This window comes from Plantibacter sp. MPB07 (assembly GCF_046619465.1).
Taxonomy (GTDB): domain Bacteria; phylum Actinomycetota; class Actinomycetes; order Actinomycetales; family Microbacteriaceae; genus Plantibacter; species Plantibacter auratus.
Genome location: NZ_CP177043.1, coordinates 792,040 through 815,357, shown reverse-complemented (window position 1 = coordinate 815,357; position 23,318 = coordinate 792,040). Strand labels below are relative to the sequence as shown.

The 23,318-nt window shown below is 69.1% G+C and carries 21 protein-coding genes and 2 tRNA genes; 10 read left to right on the top strand and 13 right to left on the bottom strand.

Annotated features, from left to right (window positions below; all coding sequences use genetic code 11):
• The first annotated feature begins 107 nt into the window (after nt 1-107).
• The 4 genes from valS to ACLIME_RS03875 are packed head-to-tail and all read left to right on the top strand — an operon-like array spanning nt 108 to nt 5,472.
• Entirely contained in the window at nt 108-2,705 is a 2,598-nt protein-coding gene (gene valS / locus ACLIME_RS03890) for a valine--tRNA ligase (RefSeq protein WP_411558237.1), read from the top strand.
• Nucleotides 2,702-3,148: a GNAT family N-acetyltransferase gene (locus ACLIME_RS03885; protein ID WP_064295157.1), complete on the top strand. Its 447-nt coding sequence runs from the start codon at nt 2,702-2,704 to the stop codon at nt 3,146-3,148. Before valS ends, ACLIME_RS03885 begins: the two co-directional genes overlap by 4 nt.
• The gene (locus ACLIME_RS03880) at nt 3,148-3,405 is read left to right on the top strand and encodes a hypothetical protein (RefSeq protein WP_159878464.1); all 258 of its coding nucleotides are present in this window, start codon (nt 3,148-3,150) and stop codon (nt 3,403-3,405) included. Before ACLIME_RS03885 ends, ACLIME_RS03880 begins: the two co-directional genes overlap by 1 nt.
• 33 nt (nt 3,406-3,438) lie before the next feature.
• The gene (locus tag ACLIME_RS03875; protein WP_411558236.1) at nt 3,439-5,472 is read left to right on the top strand and encodes a M3 family metallopeptidase; all 2,034 of its coding nucleotides are present in this window, start codon (nt 3,439-3,441) and stop codon (nt 5,470-5,472) included.
• 72 nt (nt 5,473-5,544) lie between these two features.
• Here ACLIME_RS03875 and clpX read toward each other — a convergent pair whose 3' ends face one another.
• From clpX to ACLIME_RS03845, 6 genes are all read right to left on the bottom strand, one after another.
• Entirely contained in the window at nt 5,545-6,822 is a 1,278-nt protein-coding gene (gene clpX / locus ACLIME_RS03870) for an ATP-dependent Clp protease ATP-binding subunit ClpX (RefSeq protein ID WP_064295154.1), read from the bottom strand.
• 111 nt (nt 6,823-6,933) lie between these two features.
• Nucleotides 6,934-7,602: an ATP-dependent Clp protease proteolytic subunit gene (locus tag ACLIME_RS03865; RefSeq protein WP_071260849.1), complete on the bottom strand. Its 669-nt coding sequence runs from the start codon at nt 7,600-7,602 to the stop codon at nt 6,934-6,936.
• A 30-nt stretch (nt 7,603-7,632) separates the two neighbouring features.
• Complete coding sequence (locus tag ACLIME_RS03860; RefSeq protein ID WP_056006680.1) at nt 7,633-8,226, bottom strand: ATP-dependent Clp protease proteolytic subunit; 594 nt, start codon at nt 8,224-8,226, stop codon at nt 7,633-7,635.
• Between the two features lie 144 nt (nt 8,227-8,370).
• Nucleotides 8,371-8,877: a tetratricopeptide repeat protein gene (locus ACLIME_RS03855; RefSeq protein ID WP_411558235.1), complete on the bottom strand. Its 507-nt coding sequence runs from the start codon at nt 8,875-8,877 to the stop codon at nt 8,371-8,373.
• 84 nt (nt 8,878-8,961) lie between these two features.
• Nucleotides 8,962-10,428 (bottom strand): trigger factor, encoded by a 1,467-nt coding sequence (tig, locus tag ACLIME_RS03850; RefSeq protein WP_161578527.1) that lies wholly within the window; start codon nt 10,426-10,428, stop codon nt 8,962-8,964.
• Between the two features lie 55 nt (nt 10,429-10,483).
• Nucleotides 10,484-10,557: transfer RNA gene (locus ACLIME_RS03845), tRNA-Pro, on the bottom strand.
• 193 nt (nt 10,558-10,750) lie between these two features.
• Here ACLIME_RS03845 and ACLIME_RS03840 point away from each other — a divergent pair.
• Together ACLIME_RS03840 and ACLIME_RS03835 are read left to right on the top strand one after the other, a co-directional pair.
• A tRNA-Gly gene (locus ACLIME_RS03840) sits at nt 10,751-10,821 on the top strand.
• 218 nt (nt 10,822-11,039) lie between these two features.
• Nucleotides 11,040-11,231 (top strand): hypothetical protein, encoded by a 192-nt coding sequence (locus ACLIME_RS03835; protein WP_079705708.1) that lies wholly within the window; start codon nt 11,040-11,042, stop codon nt 11,229-11,231.
• Here ACLIME_RS03835 and ACLIME_RS03830 read toward each other — a convergent pair.
• A complete protein-coding gene (locus ACLIME_RS03830) occupies nt 11,228-11,764 on the bottom strand; it encodes a gamma carbonic anhydrase family protein (RefSeq protein ID WP_159878454.1) in 537 nt (178 codons plus the stop codon). The genes ACLIME_RS03835 and ACLIME_RS03830 overlap by 4 nt on opposite strands.
• A gap of 215 nt (nt 11,765-11,979) precedes the next feature.
• On the opposite strand from ACLIME_RS03830, the gene ACLIME_RS03825 reads away from it, so the two are divergent.
• A complete protein-coding gene (locus ACLIME_RS03825; RefSeq protein WP_064295149.1) occupies nt 11,980-12,468 on the top strand; it encodes a Dps family protein in 489 nt (162 codons plus the stop codon).
• 81 nt (nt 12,469-12,549) lie between these two features.
• Here the strand turns inward: ACLIME_RS03825 and ACLIME_RS03820 are convergent, their stop codons facing one another.
• From ACLIME_RS03820 to ACLIME_RS03795, 6 genes are all read right to left on the bottom strand, one after another.
• Complete coding sequence (locus ACLIME_RS03820) at nt 12,550-13,146, bottom strand: LuxR C-terminal-related transcriptional regulator (protein WP_411558773.1); 597 nt, start codon at nt 13,144-13,146, stop codon at nt 12,550-12,552.
• Between the two features lie 85 nt (nt 13,147-13,231).
• On the bottom strand, nt 13,232-14,605 hold the full coding sequence (locus ACLIME_RS03815) for a sensor histidine kinase (RefSeq protein WP_411558234.1): 1,374 nt from the start codon (nt 14,603-14,605) through the stop codon (nt 13,232-13,234).
• A 110-nt stretch (nt 14,606-14,715) separates the two neighbouring features.
• Complete coding sequence (locus ACLIME_RS03810) at nt 14,716-16,269, bottom strand: amidohydrolase (RefSeq protein WP_411558233.1); 1,554 nt, start codon at nt 16,267-16,269, stop codon at nt 14,716-14,718.
• A 37-nt stretch (nt 16,270-16,306) separates the two neighbouring features.
• Entirely contained in the window at nt 16,307-17,308 is a 1,002-nt protein-coding gene (locus ACLIME_RS03805) for an Fpg/Nei family DNA glycosylase (RefSeq protein WP_411558232.1), read from the bottom strand.
• Between the two features lie 62 nt (nt 17,309-17,370).
• Nucleotides 17,371-17,859 carry a ribose-5-phosphate isomerase gene (locus ACLIME_RS03800; RefSeq protein ID WP_085510673.1) on the bottom strand — a complete coding sequence of 163 codons (489 nt, stop codon included), beginning with the start codon at nt 17,857-17,859 and terminating at the stop codon, nt 17,371-17,373.
• Nucleotides 17,860-17,894: 35 nt separating this feature from the next.
• Entirely contained in the window at nt 17,895-18,518 is a 624-nt protein-coding gene (locus ACLIME_RS03795) for a DsbA family protein (protein WP_411558231.1), read from the bottom strand.
• A 142-nt stretch (nt 18,519-18,660) separates the two neighbouring features.
• Here ACLIME_RS03795 and pepN point away from each other — a divergent pair, with 142 nt between their 5' ends.
• From pepN to ACLIME_RS03780, 3 genes are all read left to right on the top strand, one after another.
• Entirely contained in the window at nt 18,661-21,204 is a 2,544-nt protein-coding gene (gene pepN / locus ACLIME_RS03790; RefSeq protein WP_411558230.1) for an aminopeptidase N, read from the top strand.
• 144 nt (nt 21,205-21,348) lie between these two features.
• Nucleotides 21,349-22,638: a histidine kinase gene (locus ACLIME_RS03785; protein ID WP_192005093.1), complete on the top strand. Its 1,290-nt coding sequence runs from the start codon at nt 21,349-21,351 to the stop codon at nt 22,636-22,638.
• Nucleotides 22,635-23,309 carry a response regulator gene (locus ACLIME_RS03780; RefSeq protein ID WP_191940907.1) on the top strand — a complete coding sequence of 225 codons (675 nt, stop codon included), beginning with the start codon at nt 22,635-22,637 and terminating at the stop codon, nt 23,307-23,309. The genes ACLIME_RS03785 and ACLIME_RS03780 overlap by 4 nt, the downstream gene beginning before the upstream one ends.
• Nucleotides 23,310-23,318 lie beyond the last annotated feature (9 nt).

The following is a 23,318-nucleotide window of genomic DNA, read 5'->3' as shown; positions in this document are numbered from 1 at the left end:
ACGGTCTGCGGTCCGGCATCCTCCCGGTCCCCTGCGATAGCATGGGATGTTCCCACACACTCAGGCACGCAGACACGGTGCCGCACATATCAGCAGGAGATCGCCTCATGACCGCTGCCAGCATCCCGGACAAGCCGGCCCTCGAAGGTCTCGAGCAGAAGTGGGGCTCCTCCTGGGAGTCCGCGGGGACCTACCGGTTCGAGCGCGACGGCGCCACGCGTGAGTGCATCTACTCGATCGACACCCCGCCGCCGACCGCATCCGGCTCCCTGCACATCGGTCACGTCTTCAGCTACACGCACACCGATGTGATCGCCCGCTACCAGCGGATGACCGGCAAGCGCGTCTTCTACCCCATGGGCTGGGACGACAACGGCCTGCCGACCGAACGCCGCGTCCAGAACTACTACGGCGTCCGGTGCGACCCGACGCTCCCCTACGACGCCGACTTCACCCCGCCGTTCGAGGGTGGCGACAACAAGAGCACCAAGGCCGCCGACCAGATCCCGATCTCGCGTCGCAACTTCATCGAGCTGTGCGAGCGCCTCACCGTCGAGGACGAGCAGCAGTTCGAGGCCGTCTGGCGGGCGCTCGGCCTCTCCGTGGACTGGACGCAGAGCTACCGCACCATCGGCGACGAGTCGATCACGGCGAGCCAGCTCGCGTTCCTGCGCAACCTGGACCGCGGCGAGGCCTACCAGGCCATGGCGCCGACCCTCTGGGACATCACCTTCCGCACGGCGGTCGCCCAGGCGGAGCTCGAGGACAAGGAGCAGCCGGGCACCTACCGTCGACTCTCCTTCCACCGCCCCGACGGCGGCACCATCGAGATCGAGACCACACGGCCGGAGCTCCTCCCCGCCTGCGTCGCCCTCGTCGCCCACCCCGACGACGAGCGTTTCAAGCCGTTGTTCGGCACGACCGTGACCACGCCCGTGTTCGGCGTCGAGGTGCCTGTGCTCGCCCACCACCTCGCCCAGCCCGACAAGGGTGCCGGCATCGCGATGGTGTGCACCTTCGGCGACATCACCGACATCGTGTGGTGGCGCGAACTCGACCTCCCCAACCGCGCGATCCTCGGCTTCGACGGCCGCGTCATCTCGGAGGCGCCTGAGGCGATCACCTCCGAAGCAGGCCTCGAGGCGTACGCGCAGCTCGCCGGGAAGACCGTCTTCAGCGCCAAGCAGACCGTGGTCGACCTCCTCGCAGCCTCGGGCGACCTGATCGGTGAGCCGAAACAGATCACCCACCCGGTGAAGTTCTTCGAGAAGGGCGACAAGCCGCTCGAGATCGTCTCGACCCGCCAGTGGTACATCCGCAACGGCGCCCGCGACGAACAGCTCCGCGGCCGCCTCCTCGAACTCGGCTCGGAGCTCGAGTGGCACCCCGACTTCATGCGCGTGCGCTACGAGAACTGGGTCGGTGGCCTGTCCGGCGACTGGCTGATCTCCCGCCAGCGCTTCTTCGGAGTGCCGATCCCCCTCTGGTACCCGCTCGACGCCGACGGCAACCCGGTCTACGACCAGCCGATCGCGCCAGACCACGCCGCTCTGCCCGTCGACCCGTCCAGCGATGCCGCACCCGGTTACGACGAGTCGCAGCGCGGCGTCCCCGGTGGGTTCATGGGCGAGGTCGACGTCATGGACACCTGGGCCACGTCGAGCCTCACCCCGCAGCTCGCCGGCGGCTGGGAGCGCGACCCCGAGCTCTGGGACCTCGTTTTCCCGTACTCGCTGCGCCCGCAGGGTCAGGACATCATCCGCACCTGGCTGTTCTCCACCATGCTCCGCAGCGTCCTCGAGTACGACCAGAAGCCGTGGGAGCACGCCTCCGTGTCCGGCTTCATCGTCGACCCCGACCGCAAGAAGATGTCGAAGTCGAAGGGCAACGTCGTCACGCCGGCGGCCATGCTCGAGCAGCACGGTTCGGACGCCGTCCGGTACTGGGCGGCCTCGAGCCGTCTCGGCACCGACGCCGCCTTCGACCCGCAGAACCCGACGCAGATCAAGATCGGCCGACGCCTGGCGATCAAGGTGCTCAACGCCTCGAAATTCATCCTCGGGTTCACCGGTCGTGAAGACGCCCCGGTGACGGAGGCCGTCGACCTCGCCATGCTGAGCGTCCTCCGCAAGACCGTCGCCGACGCCAGCAGTGCGCTGGCCGGTTACGACCACGCGCGCGCCCTCGAGCTCACCGAGGCGTTCTTCTGGACGTTCTGCGACGACTACCTCGAGCTCGTCAAGGAGCGGGCCTACGGCGAAGAGAGCCCTGAGCAGGCTTCGGCGGTGGCCGCGCTGCGGATCGCGCTCTCCACCCTGCTCCGCCTGTTCGCCCCGTTCATCCCGTTCGCGGCCGAGGAAGCCTGGTCCTGGACGCACGACGGCTCCGTGCACCGTGCCAGCTGGCCGACCGACGAGGAGTTCGCAGGACTCGCGGCGGGCGAACCGCAGGTGCTGCAGCTCGCGAGCGAGGCGCTCACGGGCATCCGGCGCGCGAAGACCGACGCCAAGGCTTCCCAGAAGACCCCGGTGGACTCCGCGGTCATCGCCGGACCCGCCGCATCGATCGAGCTGCTCGAGCTCGTCGCAGACGACCTCCGCGCCGTCGGACGCATCGAGTCCCTCGAGTTCCGCACCGCCGACGTCCTGTCGGTCGGCGACATCGTCTTCACGCCGGCGGCCGACGCCGAGGAGGCACGCGCATGAGCGTCACCATCCGTCCCGCCGTCGAGAGCGACCTGTTCGCCTGGCACGCGCTGTACTCCGGCTACGGGGAGTTCTACGGCAACCCCCTGACCGACGAGAAGGCCGTGCTCGTGTGGGGCTGGCTCAGCGACCCGACCCATCCGTTGACCGCGCTCGTCGCTGAGGACGCACAGGGCGCCCTCGTCGGGCTCGCCCACTATCGCGTGTTCCCCCGTGCCCTCGCAGGTGGGACCGGGCTCTACCTCGACGACCTCTTCGTCGCCGAGGACGCCCGCACCGGCGGGGTCGGGACCGCGCTGATCGAGCACGTCCGCGACCTCGCGAAGGCGGACGGTCACAGCGTCGTCCGGTGGATCACCGCCGCCGACAACGAGCGCGCCCAGGCCGTGTACGACAAGCTGGCGACCCGCACGAGCTGGGTCACCTACGACCTGGAGCCGTGATGCAACTCGGAACCCGCTGGGCCGTCGGCGCCAAGCCACCGGAGAACGTGCCGACGCCGGTGCAGACGGCCATCGCCGCTGAGGAGCATGAGTTGCTCGCGCAGGGTGTCGACACGTCCTCGTGGCGCTGGACCCTCACCTGGCTCGAACGCCGGCCCGTGGTCGAGCTCGACGACGGTACGACCATCCGTCAGCACGCGGACGGATCCGTCAGCCTCACCCGACCGGACGACGACCACGACGACGACGAGGACTGAGCCTCCTCCCCGGCACGCTGGATAGGGTGAGGTATGGAATCACACACGAATCCGTTCCTCCAGCCGAGCACACTCCCCTATCAGCTGCCGCCGTTCGGCGAGATCCGCGCGGAGCACTTCCGCCCCGCCTTCACAGCCGGGTTCGCGCAGCAACTCGATGAGATCGCGGCGATCACCGCGCAGGACGACGCGCCGACCTTCGAGAACACGCTGATCCCGCTCGAACGGAGCGGCGCGATCCTCAGGCGGGTCGCAGCGGTCTTCTTCAATCAGAGTTCGGCGGACAGCTCCGCGTTCACCAATGAACTCGAGGATGAGCTCGCTCCGCAGCTGGCCGCCCACGAGGACGCGATCAGGCTCGACCCCGCGCTGTACGCGCGGATCGCGGCGGTCCACGCGAGTCTCGACGAGCTCCAGCTGACCGCCGAGGCGGTCTACCTGGTCCGACGCGTGTACAGCGAACACACGCTCGCGGGCGCAGGTCTCGACGCCGAGCAGAAGCAGCGGCTCTCCGACCTCAATCTCCGCCTCTCGACACTGACCACCCGGTTCGAGAAGCAGCTCCTGGCCGACACCAACGAGCTCGCCGTCCACCTCACCGATGCCGCGGAGCTTGACGGCCTGAGTGCGGGCGAGATCTCCGCCGCGGCCCAGGCGGCCGCCGAGCGAGGCCTCGACGGCTGGCTCGTCACCCTCGTCCTCCCGACCGGCCATCCGGCGCTGTCGTCGTTGACGCACCGTGGCGTCCGCGAGCGGATCATGACGGCCTCCCGTGCTCGCGGCACACACGGCGGACCGAACGACAACCGCGACCTCGTCCTCGAGATCACCCGCCTCCGCGCTGAGCGTGCCGCACTTCTGGGATTCCCGTCGCACGCCGCAGTGGTCACCGCGGACCAGACCGCGGGGACCCCGGAGGCCGTCGCAGCGCTCCTCTCCCGTCTGGCGATCCCCGCCGCGCGCAATGCGGATCGGGAACAGCGCGAGCTCGAGCGGGTCACCGGCCTCGAGACCGTCGAGGCCTGGGACTGGCCGTTCGCGACCGAACAGGTCAGGATCGACCGGTTCGATGTCGACACCAGCGTGATGCGCCCGTACTTCGAAGCGGAGCGGGTCCTCTTCGACGGCGTGTTCGCCGCAGCGACCAAGCTCTACGGCATCACCTTCGCCGAACGGACCGATCTCCGGGGCTACCACCCCGACGCCCGTGTCTTCGAGGTCTGGAACGAGGACGGCTCCGGCCTCGGCCTGTACCTCCTCGACCTGTACACCCGCGACAGCAAGCGCGGCGGCGCCTGGATGAACGCGCTCATCTCCCAGAACCGCCTGCTCGACCAGCCCACCGTCGTGGTCAACAACCTGAACGTCCCGAAGCCTGCCGACGGCGAACCGACCCTGCTGAGCCTCGACGAGGTCACGACCTTCTTCCACGAGTTCGGCCACGCGCTGCACGGTCTCTTCGCGGAGGTCGAATACCCGCGGTTCTCCGGTACGAACGTCTTCCGGGACTTCGTCGAGTTCCCGAGCCAGGTGAACGAGATGTGGATGCTGTGGCCCGAGGTGCTCGCCGGCTACGCCAGGCACGTCGAGACCGGTGAGCCGATGCCGCAGGAACTGGTAGCGAAGCTCCAGGCGTCCGAGGGGTTCAACGAGGGCTTCTCGACGAGCGAGTACCTTGCAGCGGCGATGCTCGACCAGGCGTGGCACAGCATCGGTGCAGATGACCGGGTCGACGATGTGGAGGCGTTCGAGGCGGCGGCACTCCGATCCGCCGGACTCGACAATCCGGCCGTCCCGCCCCGCTACGCGAGCACGTACTTCGCCCACACCTTCTCGGGTGGATACGACGCCGGCTACTACTCCTACATCTGGAGCGAGGTGCTCGACGCGGACACCGTCGACTGGTTCACGGAGAACGGCGGACTGAGGAGGGAGAACGGCGACCGCTTCCGCACCAAGCTCCTCGGGGTCGGCGGTTCGAAGGATCCTCTGGAGGCCTACCGCGACTTCCGTGGGCGCGACGCGGTCATCGAGCCGCTCCTCCGACGCCGCGGGCTCGAGGACTGAACGACGAAGCCCGCCGCAGCGACTCCGGAGGATCCGGGGGCTGCGGCGGGCTTGTTCACCGCTGGGGGTCGTCTAAGCCGACTTCTCCTGGCGGCGAGCCGCACGCGGGACGATCGTCGGGGCCGCGTTCTCGACGACGGACTCCCGGGTGATGACGACGCGAGCGACCTCGTCAGTGGAGGGCACCTCGAACATGATCGGCCCGAGCACCTCTTCCATGATGGCTCGGAGCCCTCGGGCACCGGTCTTGCGGAGGACGGCGAGGTCGGCGATCGCTTCGAGTGCCGCCTGGTCGAACTCCAGCTCGACGCCGTCGATCTCGAACATGCGCTGGTACTGACGCACGAGCGCGTTCTTCGGGACCGTGAGGATCTCCATGAGCGCGTGCTGGTCGAGCGGCGTGACCGTCGTGACGACCGGCAGCCGGCCGATGAACTCAGGGATGAGGCCGAACTTGTGGAGGTCTTCCGGCAGGACCTCACCGAAGAGGTTCACGTCGTCGCCCTTGCTGTGCAGGGGTGCGCCGAAACCGATGCCCTTCTTGCCCGCTCGGGAGGAGATGATCTCCTCCAGTCCGGCGAAGGCCCCGGCGACGATGAACAGGACGTTCGTCGTGTCGATCTGTATGAACTCCTGGTGCGGGTGCTTCCGGCCGCCCTGCGGGGGTACCGAGGCGACGGTTCCCTCGAGGATCTTGAGGAGCGCCTGCTGGACACCCTCACCGGAGACGTCGCGCGTGATGGAGGGGTTCTCCGCCTTGCGGGCGATCTTGTCGACCTCGTCGATGTAGATGATGCCGGTCTCCGCGCGCTTGACGTCGTAGTCGGCGGCCTGGATGAGCTTGAGGAGGATGTTCTCGACGTCCTCGCCGACGTAGCCGGCCTCGGTCAGTGCGGTCGCATCGGCGACGGCGAAGGGGACGTTCAGTCGCTTCGCGAGGGTCTGCGCGAGATACGTCTTGCCGCATCCGGTCGGCCCGATGAGGAGGATGTTGCTCTTCGCGATCTCGATGTCGTCGTGCACCGTCTCGGCGGGAGCGAGCGTGGCGCGTGAGCGGACGCGCTTGTAGTGGTTGTACACCGCGACCGAGAGCGCCTTCTTCGCGGCCTCCTGGCCGATGACGTACTCCTCGAGGAAGGCGAAGATCTCCTTCGGCTTCGGGAGGTCGAACTCGCTCACCGTCTCCTCGCTCGCTTCAGCGAGCCGCTCGGCGATGATCTCGTTGCACAACTCGACGCACTCGTCGCAGATGTACACGCCGGGACCAGCGATCAGCTGCTGGACCTGCTTCTGGCTCTTGCCGCAGAACGAGCACTTGAGCAGATCGGCGCTTTCGCCTATCCGTGCCATGTCTTTCCCTCTCCCTGGAGATTCGGTGCTCCGAGCCTAACCTGTCCCTGCGACAACTCGGCGCGCCACCCCGCTGGGATGACGCGCCGAGTCGTGAGCACGGGAACCGGGTCAGGCCGTGATGGCCGCGATCGGGTTCTTCCGTGAGGTGAGCACCTGGTCGATGAGACCGTACTCGAGCGCCTCGGCGGCCGAGAGGATCTTGTCGCGGTCGATGTCCTTGTTGACCTGCTCCACCGAACGGTTGGAGTGGTGTGCGAGGGTCGACTCGAGCCAGCCGCGCATCCGGAGGATCTCGGCCGCCTGGATCTCGATGTCCGAAGCCTGTCCGTGGCCGGCCTCGCCGACGGCGGGCTGGTGGATCAGGATGCGGGCGTTCGGGAGGGCCAGGCGCTTGCCCGGCGTGCCGGCGGCGGTGAGCACGGCAGCGGCGGAGGCCGCCTGTCCGAGGACCACCGTCATGACGTGCGGACGGATGTACTGCATCGTGTCGTAGATCGCCGTCATCGCGGTGAACGAGCCACCGGGTGAGTTGATGTACATGACGATGTCACGGTCGGGGTCCATGCTCTCGAGCACGAGCAGCTGGGCCATGATGTCGTCGGCCGATGCGTCGTCGACCTGCACGCCGAGGAAGATGATGCGGTCCTCGAAGAGCTTCGCGTACGGGTCCTGGCGCTTGTAGCCGTAGGCCGTGCGCTCTTCGAAGCTCGGGAGGATGTAGCGAGCACCCGGCATCTGCAGCGAGCGGCCCGCCGCACTGAACGTTGGAGTCTCCATGTGTTGCATTCCTGTCTGGTCGAAGCCGGGTTACTTGTCGCTGTCGACGGTTCCGCCGCCGCCGGCCACGTCGAGCGCGGACTCACGGAGGTGGTCGACGAAACCGTATTCGAGCGCCTCTTCGGCGTTGAACCAGCGGTCGCGGTCGCCATCGGCGTTGATCTGCTCGACGCTCTTGCCGGTCTGCGCCGCGGTGATCTCGGCGAGACGGCGCTTCATGTCGAGGATAAGCTGCGCCTGGGTCTGGATGTCGCTCGACGTCCCGCCGAATCCGCCGTGCGGCTGGTGGAGGAGCACGCGGGCGTTCGGGGTGATGTAGCGCTTGCCCTTGGTGCCGGCCGTGAGGAGGAGCTGACCCATCGACGCGGCCATGCCGATACCGACCGTGACGATGTCGTTCGGCACGAACTGCATGGTGTCGTAGATGGCCATGCCGGCCGTGATGGAGCCACCGGGCGAGTTGATGTAGAGGTAGATGTCGCGCTTCGGGTCGTCCGCGGCGAGGAGCAGCAGCTTAGCCGCGATCTCGTTCGCGTTCTCGTCGCGGACCTCGGCGCCCAGCCAGATGATCCGGTCCTTCAGCAGGCGGTCAAAGACACTGGGCGAGAACTGTGGTTCGGCCATTATCGCTCCGTTTCGGTTGTGCAGTGGTTCGAATCTATCGGAGGCGACGCACCACCAACGCCCTGTTCGCCCTCGGCAGACTCCCGGGCGACGGGGTTCGCCGGCAGCGGACGGCGAGCGGACGGAAGGCGCGACCGTCGGGGCTCAGCGGAGCGGATCCGTCTCGAGTTCGTCGGCGTAGGCGCGGACGGACCGGTGGTATCGCGGCAGGTGCGGCACGAGAGCGCGGAGGGCGACGGCGGTCGCTCGACGCGGGTCCCCCGAGCTGGCGAGCGCCAGGGCCAGGAAGGCCGCGGTCGCGTCCGCGTACGGAGCGGTCGGATCGTCCGCGAGCTGCTGTTCGAGCAGGACGACGCTCTCAGCGGTCCGACCGAGGTTGCGGAGGGTGCTGGCCAGTTGGATGATCGCCTGCGGACGGTGCTCCTCGTCGAGCCCGGCCTCGAGCGCGGCGCGATAGCAGACCTCGGCCTCGACCTCGTGGCCGGCGGAGTCGCGTGCACCGGCAGCCTCGAACGCGGCGCGGGCGTCACCCGGCGGACGCTCGGCGGCCAGGGCGTCGATGGCCGCGATGCGCTGCTCGTCGTCGATGGTCTCGTCGGCCCAGACGGCTGCGACGCGGTCGTCCCAGCCGGTTGCGTCGGTCGTCGTCATGCTGGCTCCCATTCGGCTGACGTGTGCGGAGACGACGACAGGGGCGGAATCGCTTCCGCCCCTGTCGTCACTGCTGGTGCTGTCCTACTCGGCAGCGGCCTCGTCGGCAGCGGCCTTCTTGGCCGGTGCCTTCTTGGCGGGCGCCTTCTTCGCAGGTGCCTTCTTGGCGGCGGCCTTCTTCGGCTCGGCCTCGGCCGGAGCCTCGTCGGCGGCGTCCTCGGCCGGAGCCTCGGTCGTCTCGTCGGCTGCAGTCTCGGTGGCGGCGTCCTCGTCCTCGACCACGGCGACGAAGTCGCTCAGGTCGACGGGCTTGCCGTTGGAGTCGACGACCTCGGCCTTGCCGAGCGCGATGGCGATGGCCTTGTTGCGGGCGACCTCGCCGACCATGGCGGGGATCTGACCCTGCTGGCCGAGTGCCTCGATGAACTCACCGGGCTCCATGCCGTACTGCGACGCGCTCTGGATGAGGTACTCGGTGAGCTCGTTCTGGTTCACCTGGACGTTGAGCGACTCCGCGAGTGCGTCGAGGAGGAGCTGCGTGCGCAGCGCCTTCTCGCTGGACTCGGTGACCTCGGCGCGGTGCTCGTCGTCCTCGAGGCGGTTCTCGCCCTCGAGGTGACGGTGCACCTCGTCCTCGATGACGCTCTCGGGCACGGGGATCTGCGCGGCCTCGAGCATGGCGTCGACGAGCGCGGTGCGTGCGTCGCGGCCCTGGGTGATGACCTGCTGGCGCTCGACGACCTCGCGCAGCTGCGCCTTGAACTCGTCGATGGTGTCGAACTCGCTCGCGATCTGAGCGAAGTCGTCGTCGGCCTCGGGAAGCTCGCGCTCCTTGACGGCGGTCAGCGTGACGGTGACCTCGGCGTCCTCGCCCTCGTGCTCGCCACCGAGCAGCGGCGAGGTGAAGGTGGTGGTCTCACCGGCGGTGAGGGAGTCGAGTGCCTCGTCGATGCCGGTGAGCAGCTCGCCCGAACCGATCTCGTAGGAGACGCCGCTCGCGCGGTCGACCTCGGCGTCGTTGATCTTGGCGACCAGGTCGAGCTGGGCGAAGTCGCCCGTCTTGGCCGGGCGGTCGACGGTCACGAGCGTGCCGAAGCGTGCACGGATGCGGTCGAGCTCGTCCTGGACGTCGGCTTCGCCGGCTTCCTGGGCGTCGACGGTGAGCTTGAGGCCCTCGTAGGCGGGAAGCGTGATCTCGGGACGGACGTCGACCTCGATGTTCACGAGCAGGTCGCCGGAGAAGTCCTTCTCGTTCGGCCACTCGACGATGTCGGCCTGCGGGCGGCCGAGCGGACGGAGTTCGTTCTCCTCGAGTGCCTTGCGGAAGAAGCCGTCGAGGCCCTCGTTGACGGCGTGCTCGATCACGGCGCCCTTGCCGACGCGCTGGTCGATGATCGCCGGTGGCACCTTGCCCTTACGGAAGCCTGGGACGTTGATGTCCTCGGCGATGTGTCCGTAGGCGTGGGTGATGCTCGGCTTGAGCTCCTCGGGCGTCACCGCGATGGCGAGCTTGACGCGAGTGGGGCTCAGCTTCTCGACCGTGGTCTTCACGTGATTACTTCTCCTGTGTCGGGGATTCTGCCTCAGTTGAGGACGCAAAACGGAGTCGGGGCGACAGGATTCGAACCTGCGACCTCCCGGTCCCAAACCGGGCGCTCTACCAAGCTGAGCTACGCCCCGGATCGGCGACAATCCGGCCAGCCGGCCCGACCGACGAGCGGTGGGCGAAATGGCCTCGGTCAGTCTAGCCCAGAATCTGTGCGGCCCCTGTGCGGTTTCCGGGGCGGAACGGGCCTCGGGACACGGAGCTGCACGGATGGGCGCTCGGGATGCAGTAGCATTACCGGGTGAGTTCGTCGCATTGCGACGCCTCGGGGATGTAGCTCAATGGTAGAGCCTCAGTCTTCCAAACTGATTACGCGGGTTCGATTCCCGTCATCCCCTCTCCATTCCTCAGAACCAGGCAGCGCCGATTCCTCAGAACCAGGCAGCGCCGCGAAGGCAGGCGCGACGGTTCGGCTACCGCGCAGGGACTTCCTGGCGCCGCGCCCTTCGACAGGCTCAGGGACCGGAAGGGGATCGCCGGAGCGAGAGGTCCGCCGCTGAGCGCTTCGACAGGTCCGGGCGGCGATATCGCATGGGCGACGCCCTAGGCTGAGCGCATGCGACTCGACGCGATCTGGCCCCACATCTGGACGGTGGCCGGTGCGCTCGTCTTCTTCGTCGGGGTGTACGCACTCGCGACCGGGCGACTCGGCGTCGGACTCATCTGCATGATCGGCTGCGTCGTCTGCCTGTCCGGCTCGCTCGCCGCGCAGCGTCGCCTCAGGAAGCGCGACGCACGCCGCCGCTAGTCTTCGTCGACGGCTGCGGCGTGGACCGCTCTGAGCGCGACGTAGTGTGCGGCGTTCTGCCGGATCGCCTCCCGCTCGTCGGCCGTCAGCTCCCGCCGCACCTTGGCGGGGACCCCCGCGACGAGCGAACCGGGCGGCACGATCATGCCCTCGAGGACCACCGCTCCCCCGGCGACGAGCGACCCGGCACCGATCACGGCGCCACTCAGGACCACGGAACCCATCCCGATGAGGCAGTCGTCCTCGACCGTGCAGCCGTGGACGACCGCGTTGTGCCCGACGGAGACGTTGCGTCCGATGACCGTCGGGTGGCCACTGTCCGTATGCACGGCGACCCCGTCCTGGATGTTGGACCCTGCGCCGAGCCTGATCGAGTCGGAGTCCGCGCGGAGGACGGCGTTGTACCAGACGCTCGAATCCGCGGCGAGCGTCACGGCGCCCACCAGCACGGAGCCCGGCGCCGTGTAGGCACTCGGGTCGATCTGGGGCGAGCGTCCGTCTGAGAGTTTCCTGACCGTACCGTGCAGCGTCATACCGGCCACGCTATCGCAGGCGGCCCCAGCCGTCGGGAACCCGCGTCGTTCCGGGGTGAATCGCCGGTACGGTCAGGCTTTCCTTGCTGAGTGCACCCTTCGTAAGCCGAGCCTCGACTTCCTTGCGGAATGTCTGCGGCTGAGTACCGTTGCATTCAAGCAGACCGACGAATCCGCCCGACCAGGGCCTCACTCGTCAACGAAGGGGAAACACCATGACCGACATCACCACCTCCATTCCGCAGGCCGTCGCCAACCCGGACGTCGCAGCAGGCACCGCGCAGTTCCTCAGCCCCGTCGTCGTCGACCTCACCGCCATCGTCGTCAACGGCAAGCAGGCCCACTGGCACGTGCGTGGCGCGAACTTCATCGGCGTCCACGAGCTGCTCGACGACATCGTCGACCACGCGCAGGAGTGGGCCGACCTCGCCGCAGAGCGCATCGTCGCCCTCGGACTCCCGGTCGACGCACGCCTCAGCACCGTCGCCGCGAAGACCAGCACGCCCGAGCTGAGCGAGGGCTTCCAGCAGTCCGACCGCACCATCGCCGAGGTCATCGCCCTCATCGACGCGGCCTCCGCCTCGGTCAACACCGCGGTCGACGAGCTCGACGAGCTCGACCAGACCAGCCAGGACATCGCGATCGAGATCGCCCGCGGCCTCGACAAGGACCGCTGGTTCCTCTTCGCCCACCTCAGCCGGTAGCACCCCGGCGGGGCGACCCGCCAGCATCACCCACGAAGGGGCAGTCATCCGTGACTGCCCCTTCGTCGCGCGTGTCACCCGTCAACCGTTCCGCTGGAGCAGGGCGAGGACCGCGAGGACGCGTCGGTGGTCGCTCCCAGAGTCCTCGAGGCCGAGCTTCTGGAAGATGGCCGAGATGTGCTTCTCGACCGCGCCGACACCGACCCGCAGGCGTTCGGCGATCGCCGTGTTCGTGCGCCCCTCCGCCATGGCGGAGAGCACCTCCGTCTCACGTGGGGTCAGGCCGGCCAACGGGTCGCGCTGTGCTGCGAACAGGGTGCGGACCACGTCGGGGTCGAGGACGGTCCCTCCCTCGACCAACCGGTGGATCGCGTCCTGCACCTCCTCCAGTGAGGCGACCCGGTCCTTGAGGAGATAACCGATCCCACGCCCGCCGTCCGCGAGCAGCTCCCGGGCGTAGACGGTCTCGACGTACTGGCTGAGCAGCAGGACGGGGAGGTCGGGATGCTCGGCGCGCAGCGCTATCGCTGCGCGGACCCCTTCGTCCCGGAACGTGGGCGGCATGCGGACGTCCATGACGATGAGGTCCGGCCGGTCCGCCGCGAGCCCGCGCTGGAGCGCCTCCGCATCGGCGTACGCGGCGACCGTGATGAAGCCGGCCTCGTCGAACAGCCGCATCAAGCCCTCGCGGAGGAGTGTCGAATCCTCGGCGATCACGATGCGGAGCGGTCCTCCACCGGCACGGTCAGGGCTGATCACCCGTTCAGCCTACGGGGAGCGAGATCGAGACGGCGCTGCCACGTGCGACGCCGTCCCACACCGGGGCCGGCTCGATCACCAGTCTCCCGCCGAGGCCCTGCGCCCGTTCGGTCAGGCCTTCGAGACCGTGGCCCGGTTCCAGGTGCGCGCCGCCCCGACCGTCATCCGTCACGCGGAGCGTGAGCCGCGAACCCAGCTGCTGGTCAACCGTCGCATGGGCCTCGACGCCGGCGCGCCGCGCATCCGCATGCTTCGACACGTTGGTCAGGAGTTCGGCGACGATGAAGTAGATCCCACGCTCCGTCTCACGAGGCAGCGTCACCGATGAGACGACCGCCAGCTCCGTCCTCGTCGGCACCGGACACCGCGCGGCGAGGTCGTCGAGTGCGGCGACGAGGCCGCGGTCCTGCAGCAGTGGCGGCATCAGGCCCTTCGAGAGCGCGCGGAGTTCGTCGAGTGTCTCGGCGGCCTGGGCGCGCGCCTCACCCAGGAGCGAGCGTGCCGAGGCGGGGTCCGTGTCGAGGCGTCGTTCGGCGGCCGCGAGATCCATCTGCAGCCGGACGAGCCGCTGCTGGGGACCATCGTGGATGTCCCGTTCGAGCCGCCGCACCGCGCCAGCCTCAGCCGAGACGGCGGCACCGCGTGCACGCCGCTCCGCCAGGAGCTCGGCTCGCAGCTCCTCCTGTGGCCGCGCACCGAACAGCCCGGAGGCGATGGCGTGGTGCAGCAGCACCAGCACCCGGAGGACCAGCGGGAGCGTCACGAGGAACACGACGCCGAGCGCGAGGTTCCAGAGCTTGTCGGCGAGCAACGCGTCCGACGGGTCCAGCATGGGAGCCAGCAGCTCCGCGAAGCCCGAGGAGGAACCAGCCGAGAGCCGGTCCGCCCAGATCCAGTACGTCGTGCCGGCGACGGCACCCACGGTCCAGGTGATGGTCAGTCCCCAGGTGACGCCCCCGACGATCGGGTTCACGAGGACCGTGTGCAGGGCCGCGAGCCACCAACGCGGTCCGGCGAGCGGAGCGAGCACGGCACCCAGTGTCGTCTCGGTCCCGATGGACGACCGCCAGGCTCCTCCTCGGATCGGCGGGAGACCCGTCGTGCGGAGACGCGCGACCTCGAGCTCCACGAACGCCCGCGAGACCCAGAGGCCGCCGACGATGATCAGGAGACCGACCCCCAGGATCGCGAGCCCGAAGCCGAGGGAGAGGATCACCACGGCCACGATGCTTCCGGCGATGACGATCGGCAGGTTGGGCAGCAGGAACAGGAGCGATCCGGGGACGTCCCGCCAGAGCCGACCGTATCGCCACGCGCCTCGGGTGGAGGGATCGGGCTTCGCCGACGCGTCGAGCTGTCGGCCGATGGCGGTGGTCATGAAGGAGGTCCTTTCGACGGAGCGGTCCCGGCTCTCGCACCGGGCTCGCCTCAGTCTGTTCGGCTCCGCCGACGAACGGCATCCGGTGGACGCCCCGTTCCGATCGGGGGTTATCCCCCGGCCGGGCGGACGGATGGTGCGGCCGTCAGGCGCCCACCCAGCATCGTCGCACGGACCGGCATGGTGCGCAGCGCCTCCGGCGCGCAGGAGAACGGGTCGAACCCCACGACGACGAGGTCGGCGGGGCGGCCGACGGCCACCACGTCGTCGTCTCCTCTGGTCGACGCCGCCAGTGCCTCCTCGACCGTGATGGCCTGCTCGCCGTGCCAGGCCTCGCGTCCATCGCGGCTGCGCGTCACGGCGGCGGCGATGGAGACCCACGGGTCGAGCGGAGCGACCGGGGCGTCGGAACCGAGTCGGAGTGTGGCGCCGGCGTCGAGGAGGCTGCGGAGCACGAAAGCACGGTCGGTGCGCCCGGCCCAGTGGACCTCGGCGATGTCCCGATCGTCCATCGCGTGTTCCGGCTGGACACTCGCAGCCGTTCCGGTGCGGGCGAACCGCTCCAGGTCGGACGCACGGAGCAGCTGCGCGTGCTCGATCGTGCCCCTCGCACCCGTCGTCTCGATGGCGTCGAGGGCGAGGGTGTTGGCGCGGTCGCCGATGGCGTGCACCGCGCAGTGGAGGCCGTTGGCGGTCGCCAGGGTGAGCAATGCGGTGAGTCGCTCCGGCGGGACGTTGAGCATCCCGTGCGCGTCGGTTCCGGGAGCCGAACCCGGATAGGGCGCTTCGCAGCAGGCCGTCCGGGTGTTGAGGGATCCGTCGGTGATGACCTTGAACGGGCCGACCTGCACCAGGCCGTCCGTTCCGGCGAGCACTCCCCCGGTCACGAGCCCGGCGTCGATCGCGCGCTCGAGGTGCTCGGCGTACACACCGAAGGAGATGCGGAGCGCGCGAGTCCCGTTCCCGACCCGACGGATCCAGTCCGCGGCGTTCCAGCGCATCTCCAGGTCGACGACACCGACGACGCCGCGGGATGCCGCCTGATCGGCGGCGGCCTCGACCCAGCGGTCGGAGAGCTCGTCGGCGACCTGGTCGAGCTGTTTGAGGACGGCGAACGACTCCTCCTCCCGCAACAGGCCGGTGGGATGGTCGGCGAAGCCCGTGGCCCGGAGCGCCGCGCTGTTCAGCCAGCAGCAGTGGAGGTCGGCGCTGACCAGCACGACCTCGCGGTCCGGGGCGATCGCGTCGAGCAGTGCGAACGTCGGCGTGTCCGGCCAGAGGGCGTCACGGAACCTCGCGCCTTCGACCCAGCCGTCACCGTCGGCCCCCTGAGCGATCCGCTCAGCGACCAACTCGACCGCCTCGGAGGCGGATGCAGCAGAGGACAGGTCGACGCGCCTGGCAGTGCGCGCCCACTGGGTGAAGTGCACGTGGTGGTCCCAGAGCCCGGGCAGGAGGAAGCCACCACCGCCGTCCAACACACCGGGGGCGCTGCTACGGAGGACCTCGGGGTCGGCGGGTCGGATCGCCACGATCGAGCCGTCCTCGAGCAGGACGTCGACCCGTTCGGCGTCGGACGAGCCTCCGCGGCGCGGTCCGGACAGGTGGACGTCGGCGATCGTCGTGACGAGGTCGCCGTCGGGTCCAGGGCGGTGCTCGGTCATCACATCGGTCCTCGTCGGTTGGGCAGGCGGGTTCGGTTCAGCGCTGACAGTTCGGGCACCAGTACAGTTTGCGGGCGCCCATCTCCTCGAGGAGGATGTTCGTCCCGCAGACCCGGCACGGCAGTCCCTCCCGCTTGTAGACCCAGTGGCGATCGGCGCGGTTGGCCATCGCGAGGCGGTAGTCGGCCGCCGACAGGTCGTCCATCGTCATCATCTGTCCGGTCTCGACCCCGATCGCGAGCAACCGCGTCCAGTCGAGCCAGATCTCGCGAAGCGTCTCGACGGGGACCGTCTTCCCGGTGCGGTGCGGATCGAGACGGGCGCGGAACAGCAGTTCGGCGCGGTAGACGTTGCCGATCCCGCTGACGATCTGCTGATCCATGAGGAGCAGACCGATCGGGGAACCCTTCCGGTGCGCACGCGACACGAACCGCTCCCCCGCCTCCGCACTCGGGTCGAGCAGTGGATCCGGTCCGAGCCGATCGATGACGGCCTGCACCCCGGCGGCGTCGATCACCTCGCAGGCGGTCGGCCCGCGGAGGTCCGCCACGGTCGTCTCGGTCAACAGCCGCACGCGCACCTGACCCACCGGTTCGGGTGGGAACCGCTCGTCGATCTCGGCGAGTGGACTCGACTGCTCGGACATCCGGACCCTGGCCCGGCGCGGTGCACCGATGCTGTGCAGGGAGTTCTCCCCGTCCGCATCGTGGATCGGCGCATCGTCGTCGTCGAGCACCGTGCCGCGCTGGTTCGTCTGCCCCATGCGGCCGTTCGAGGCGGCGATGGTCGGGTCCGACCGGATCTCACCGGCGAAGTCCCACGCGCCGTACAGACCGAGGTGCACCCGCAACCACAGTCCGTCGTCGAACTCGAGGAACATCTGCTTGCCCACGGCCTTGGCGTCGGTGACCGTCCGGCCGTCCAGCACGGCGGCGCCCTCGGCGAAGCGCCCCTGGGGAGACGACACGGCGACCCGGTGTCCGACGAAGTTCTGAGCGAACTGTCGGGCGATGCGATGGACGGAGTGCCCCTCGGGCATGGTGACTCCTCACTCGGTGGGGGCGCGATCCGGCGCGCCGCGCGGTGGCGGTGCAGGACGCGTCAGGCGTCGACGTGCTTGCCGGCGATGGTGCCGGTCGCCTCGAATTCGGCGAGCTGGGCGATCCGACGGGCGTGACGTTCCTCGAGGCTGAACGGCTCGGCGATGAACGCGTCGATGAAGGACACCGCCTCGTCGGTGCTGTGCTGACGCGCACCGATCGAGATGACGTTGGCGTCGTTGTGCTGCCGAGCCAGCTGCGCCGTGCTGAGGTTCCAGACGAGCGCCGCGCGGACACCGACGACCTTGTTCGCGGCGATCTGCTCGCCGTTGCCCGAGCCGCCGAACACCACGCCGAGGGCGTCCACACCGGCCTGCTGGTCGCGCACGACGGCCTTCGCCGCGTTGATGCAGAACGCCGGGTAGTCGTCCAACGCGTCGTACTCGGCCGGGCCGTGGTCGACGACGTCGTGACCGGCTGCGCGCAGGTGGTCCTGCAGGAACTGACTGAGCTCGAGACCGGCGTGATCGGTGGCGATGTGGATGCGCATGTGGAAAGTCTAGGGTTCCGGGCGCCGGCGTCGCGTCAGTCGAAGATCGGGTCCGCCGTACGGCTGCGCTTCAGCTCGAAGAAGCCCGGATAGGCGGCAGCGGCGACGACACCGTCCCACAGTGCGAGCGCCTGCTCGCCCTTCGGCGCCGGCGAGATGACGGGTCCGAAGAACGCGACGTCGTCGATCGCGATGACGGGGGTGCCGACGTCCTGACCGACCCGTCCGATGCCGTCGAAGTGGCTCTCGCGCATGGGCCCGTCGTAGGCGTCCGTCGTCGACGCTTCGGCGAGCGCCGCCGGGAGCCCGGTCTCGGCGAGGGCTTCGGCGATCACGGCGTCGACGTCCTCCGCGCGTCCGTCGGGGTGGATCCGCGTGCCGAGGGCGTCGTAGAGCGGCTTGACGACCGCGTGTCCGTGTTCGGCTGCCGCGGCGGCGACGAGCCGCGTGTATCGGAGCGCCCGGGGGAAGAAGGCCCGGTAGTCGTCGCTGACGTCCTGGTCCTCGTTGAGGACGGCGAGGCTCATGATGTGCCAGTGGACGTCGAGGTTCCGGGCGTCGGTGACCTCGTCGACCCAACGCGAGGTCATCCAGGCCCACGGGCAGGAGGGGTCGAACCAGAAGTCGACGCGGGTGTTGTCTGCAGCGGAAGTCGTCATGCCGTCACCCTACGCGCCGATCCCCGTCGACTCCCCCGAAACGGACGCACGGCGGGTCTAGGCTGGTTGATCGTGCCGCGGTCGTCACGAGCGACCACGTGCACTTCACACGTCACGTGTCCATCAACACCAGGGAGCAGTTGTGCCAGGAGAGAACCTCACCCGAGTCGAAGCCCAGGAGCGCAGGGCGCTCGTCGACACGTCGAGCTACGAGGTCGTGCTCGACCTCACGACCGGTCCCGAGGTGTTCCGCAGCACCACGACGGTGCGCTTCACCGGTGAACCGGGCGCCTCGACCTTCATCGACGCCATGACGCGCACCGTCCACTCCGTCACGCTGAACGGCGTCGAGCTCGACCCGTCGACCGTCTCCGACGGCGTGCGCATCCAGCTCGACGGCCTCGCTGCGGAGAACGTGCTCGTCGTCGACGCGGACGCCGAGTACACGAACACCGGTGAGGGCCTCCACCGCTTCGTCGACCCCGTCGACGGCGAGGTGTACCTGTACAGCCAGTTCGAGGTGCCGGATTCCCGTCGGGTGTTCGCGGTCTTCGAGCAGCCCGATCTGAAGGCGACGTTCACCTTCACGATCACGGCGCCGGCAGCCTGGCAGGTCGTCAGCAACTCCCCGACGCCTGAGCCGGTGCCGGCGCACGACGGCGCGGCGACCTGGAGCTTCGCACCCACGCAGCGCATCTCCTCCTACATCACCGCGATCGTGGCCGGCCCGTACGACGTGGTGCGCAGCGAGCTCACCTCGAGCGACGGCCGGACCATCCCGCTGGGCGTCTTCGCTCGCAAGAGCCTGGCGGAGTACCTCGACGCCGACTACATCTTCGAGAAGACGCGTCAGGGCTTCGCGTACTACGAGGAGAAGTTCGCGTACCCGTACCCGTTCGAGAAGTACGACCAGCTCTTCGTCCCCGAGTTCAACGCGGGCGCGATGGAGAACGCCGGCGCGGTGACCTTCACCGAGACCTACGTGTTCCGCTCGAAGGTGACCGACGCGATCAAGGAGCGCCGGGTCGTCACGATCCTGCACGAGCTCGCCCACATGTGGTTCGGCGACCTCGTCACCATGAAGTGGTGGAACGACCTGTGGTTGAACGAGTCGTTCGCCGAATGGGCTTCGACGATCGCCACCGCTGAGGCCACCGAGTGGACGGAGGCGTGGACGACGTTCAACGCGATGGAGAAGACCTGGGCCTACCGCCAGGACCAGCTGCCGTCGACGCACCCCATCGTCGCGACCATCAACGACCTCGAGGACGTCCAGGTCAACTTCGACGGCATCACCTACGCCAAGGGCGGCTCCGTCCTGAAGCAGCTCGCCGCCTGGGTGGGCATCGAGGCGTTCTTCGCCGGCGTCGGCAACTACTTCCGCAAGCACGAGTTCGGCAACACCGTGCTGGACGACCTGCTCGTCGAGCTCGAGGCGACGAGCGGCCGCGACCTCCGCGAGTGGTCCAAGCTGTGGCTCGAGACCGCCGGGGTCGGGACGTTGAGCCCGGAGTTCACGGTCGACGCCGACGGCGCGTTCACCGCGTTCGCCGTCCGGCAGACGGTCCCGGCGGACTACGACACGCTGCGTCCGCACCGCCTCGCCATCGGCCTGTACCGACTGCAGGACGGCAAGCTCGTCCGCACCCAACGCGTCGAACTCGACGTCGACGGGGCGCTCACCGAGGTGCCGGAGCTCGTCGGTGAGACGCAGCCCGACCTGGTGCTGCTGAACGACGACGACCTCGCCTACGCGAAGATCCGCCTCGACGAGCGGTCGCTCGCGACGGCGATCGGCCACCTCGCCTCGATCGAAGACCCGCTCGCACGCTCGCTGGTCTGGGGCGCTGCCTGGGACGCGACCCGCGACGCCGAGTCGAGCGCCTCCGACTACGTGGAGCTCGTCCTCGGGAACATCGCCACGGAGACCGAGTCGACGACCCTGCGCACCACGCTCGGCCAGCTCGGTCTGGCCGCGCGCAACTACGTCGCTCCGGAACACCGCCTGGCGACCATCTCCCGGGTCGGCGACGCGCTCTGGATGCTCGCCCAGGAGGCGGAGGCCGGCTCCGACGCGCAGTTCCAGTTCGTGAAGTTCTTCGCCGCTCTCGCCTCGACCCCCGAGCACGGCGAGCACCTGCGTGCACTGCGCGACGGCTCCGCGGCACTCCCGGGCCTGGAGATCGACACCGACCTGCGCTGGGAGCTCCTCGAGGGCCTGGTCCTCCTCGGTCTCGCGGACGGTTCGGACATCGATGCGGCGCTCGCCGAGGACAACACGGCGAACGGTGCGCAGGCGGCCGCTCGCGCACGGGCGACGATCCCCACCGTCGAGGGCAAGCGTGCAGCGTTCGACTCGGTCGTCGAGCACGACGACCAGCCGAATGCGATCGTCCGGAACGTCGGTCTCGGGTTCGGGCACGTCATCGACCCGGCCGTCCTGCAGCCGCTCGTCGAGCCGTACTTCGCCGCGCTCACCTCGGTCTGGGAGTCGCGCAGCTACAAGATCGCCGAGTACATCGTCGAGGGGCTCTACCCGGCGGCGCTCGCCTCCACCGAGCTCCGCGACCGCACCCGCGCGTGGTTGGAAACCAACGCCGATGTCCCGGCACTCCGACGTATGCTCGTCGAAGCCCTCGCCGGGGTCGAGCGGGCGCTCGCGGCACAGGCACGGGACGCCGCGTGATCCACTCGGCCGGATAGCACTCCGGTACCAGGATCCTCTGGCGAGAACCCCTCCACGGCACGACCCGCTGTGGAGGGGTTCTCCGTATCCTGGAGGGATGCGCCGACCAGTGAACGACGACCGACCCTCAGGGTCGTCCTCGTCGTGACCGCTCGGAAGCCGTCCTCCGACCGGGACCGGGCCGCGACGGAGGCCGCACTGATGCTCCCGCGCCCACCCGGGGTCGTCCGACGCTGGTGGTCGAGGCATCCGTGGACCGCCGACTCGCTCATCGCCGCCGGGTACCTCCTCGTCGCGCTCTCGGTCAGCACCGTCGAGTGGTTCGACGTCGACCTGGCCGCCCAGCCCGGCCGCATCGCGCTCGCCGTCGCGATCGTGGGCATCACGACACTCGCCGTCCTGCTCAGACGACGGCGCCCGCTCGCGATGACCGTGCTCGTCATCGCCGTCGGGCTCGTCTCGGTCGCACAGACGGTGGGCGTCGACGCGTTCGCCGTGCCGATCCTGCTCTACTCGGTGGCCGTGTACCGGACCGTCGCACTCGGCTGGCAGGCCTTCGCCGCCGCCGCGGTCGTGGCCGTCCTCGCCCCGTTCCTGCCCTGGGCCGCACCACATGAGCCGGGAGAGCCGCAGCAGACCATCATCTCGGTCGTCCTCTTCGCGCTCTTCGGGCTGCTGATCGGGATCAACGTCGGCAATCGCAAGCGGTACGTCGAAGCACTCGTCGATCGGGCGGCGCAGCTGGCCCGCGAGCGCGACCAGCAGGCCCAGCTCGCCGCCGTCGCCGAGCGGACCCGCATCGCCCGCGAGATGCACGACATCGTCTCCCACAGTCTCACCGTCATCGTCGCGCTCAGCGAGGGGGCCCTGGCGACGAAGGACCCGACGGCGTCCCGGTCCGCCATGACCGCCGTCACCGACGCCGCCCGCGGCTCCCTCGTCGACATGCGACGCATGCTGGGCGTCCTCCGCGAGACCGGCAGCGCACCCCTCGCTCCGCAACCCGACGCCGCGTCGATCCCCGCGCTCGTCGAGACCTTCCGCGGGCTCGGCCTGCCGGTCGCACTCACCGTCTCGGGGCCGTCGACGGACGACCCGTCGATCCTGCTCGCCGTGCACCGGATCACGCAGGAGGCACTCACGAACGCGCTGCGGTACTCGGAACGGCCGAAGCGCGTCGACGTCGTCATCACCACCGACGATGAGCACCTCGAGCTCATCGTCGAGAACGACGGGTCCATTCCGGACGCGCCGTCGCTCGGCGCCGGCCAGGGGTTGCTTGGCCTCCGCGAACGCGTCGCGTTCCAAGGAGGTCGGGTCACCGCCGGAGCCGTCGGCGATCGGCTGTGGCGCGTCCATGCCGTCCTCCCCCTGGAACCACGCCCGTCGAGAACGTCCCCGCCGACCACCGAACCACGAGGAACCACACCATGACCGACCCCGTCCGCATCCTGCTCGTCGACGACCAACAGCTCATCCGGCTCGGATTCGGTCTCGTGCTCGGCGCTGAGGACGATCTGGACGTGGTCGGTGAGGCTTCGAACGGCGCCGAGGCGATCGACCTCGCCGCCAGCCTGCGGCCGGACGTGATCCTCATGGACGTCCGGATGCCGGGACTCGACGGGATCGAGGCGACCAGGAGGATCGTCGCCGCGAACCCCGACAGCCGCATCATCATCCTGACGACCTTCGACCTCGACGAGTACGCCTTCGGAGCGCTGCGGGCTGGCGCGAGCGGCTTCCTCCTGAAGGACGCTCTGCCGAACGAGCTGACGTCCGCGATCCGCGCGGTCCACGCCGGCGACGCCGCCGTCTCGACCCGCATCACGAAGCGGATGCTCGAACTCTTCGCGACGGCCCTCCCCGGCACCCCCACGGCCGCCGAGGACGGCTCGGCAGCAGAACTCGCCGAGCTGACACCGCGGGAGCACGACATCCTCGTCGCCATGGCGGAGGGGCTGAGCAACGCGGAGATCGCCGCCCACTTCGTCCTCTCCGAGTCGACGGTGAAGACGCACGTCGGTCGCGTACTCATGAAGCTGCAGCTGCGCGACCGCGTGCAGGCGGTCATCTTCGCCTACAAGCACGGACTCGTGCGTCCATGACCGTTCACG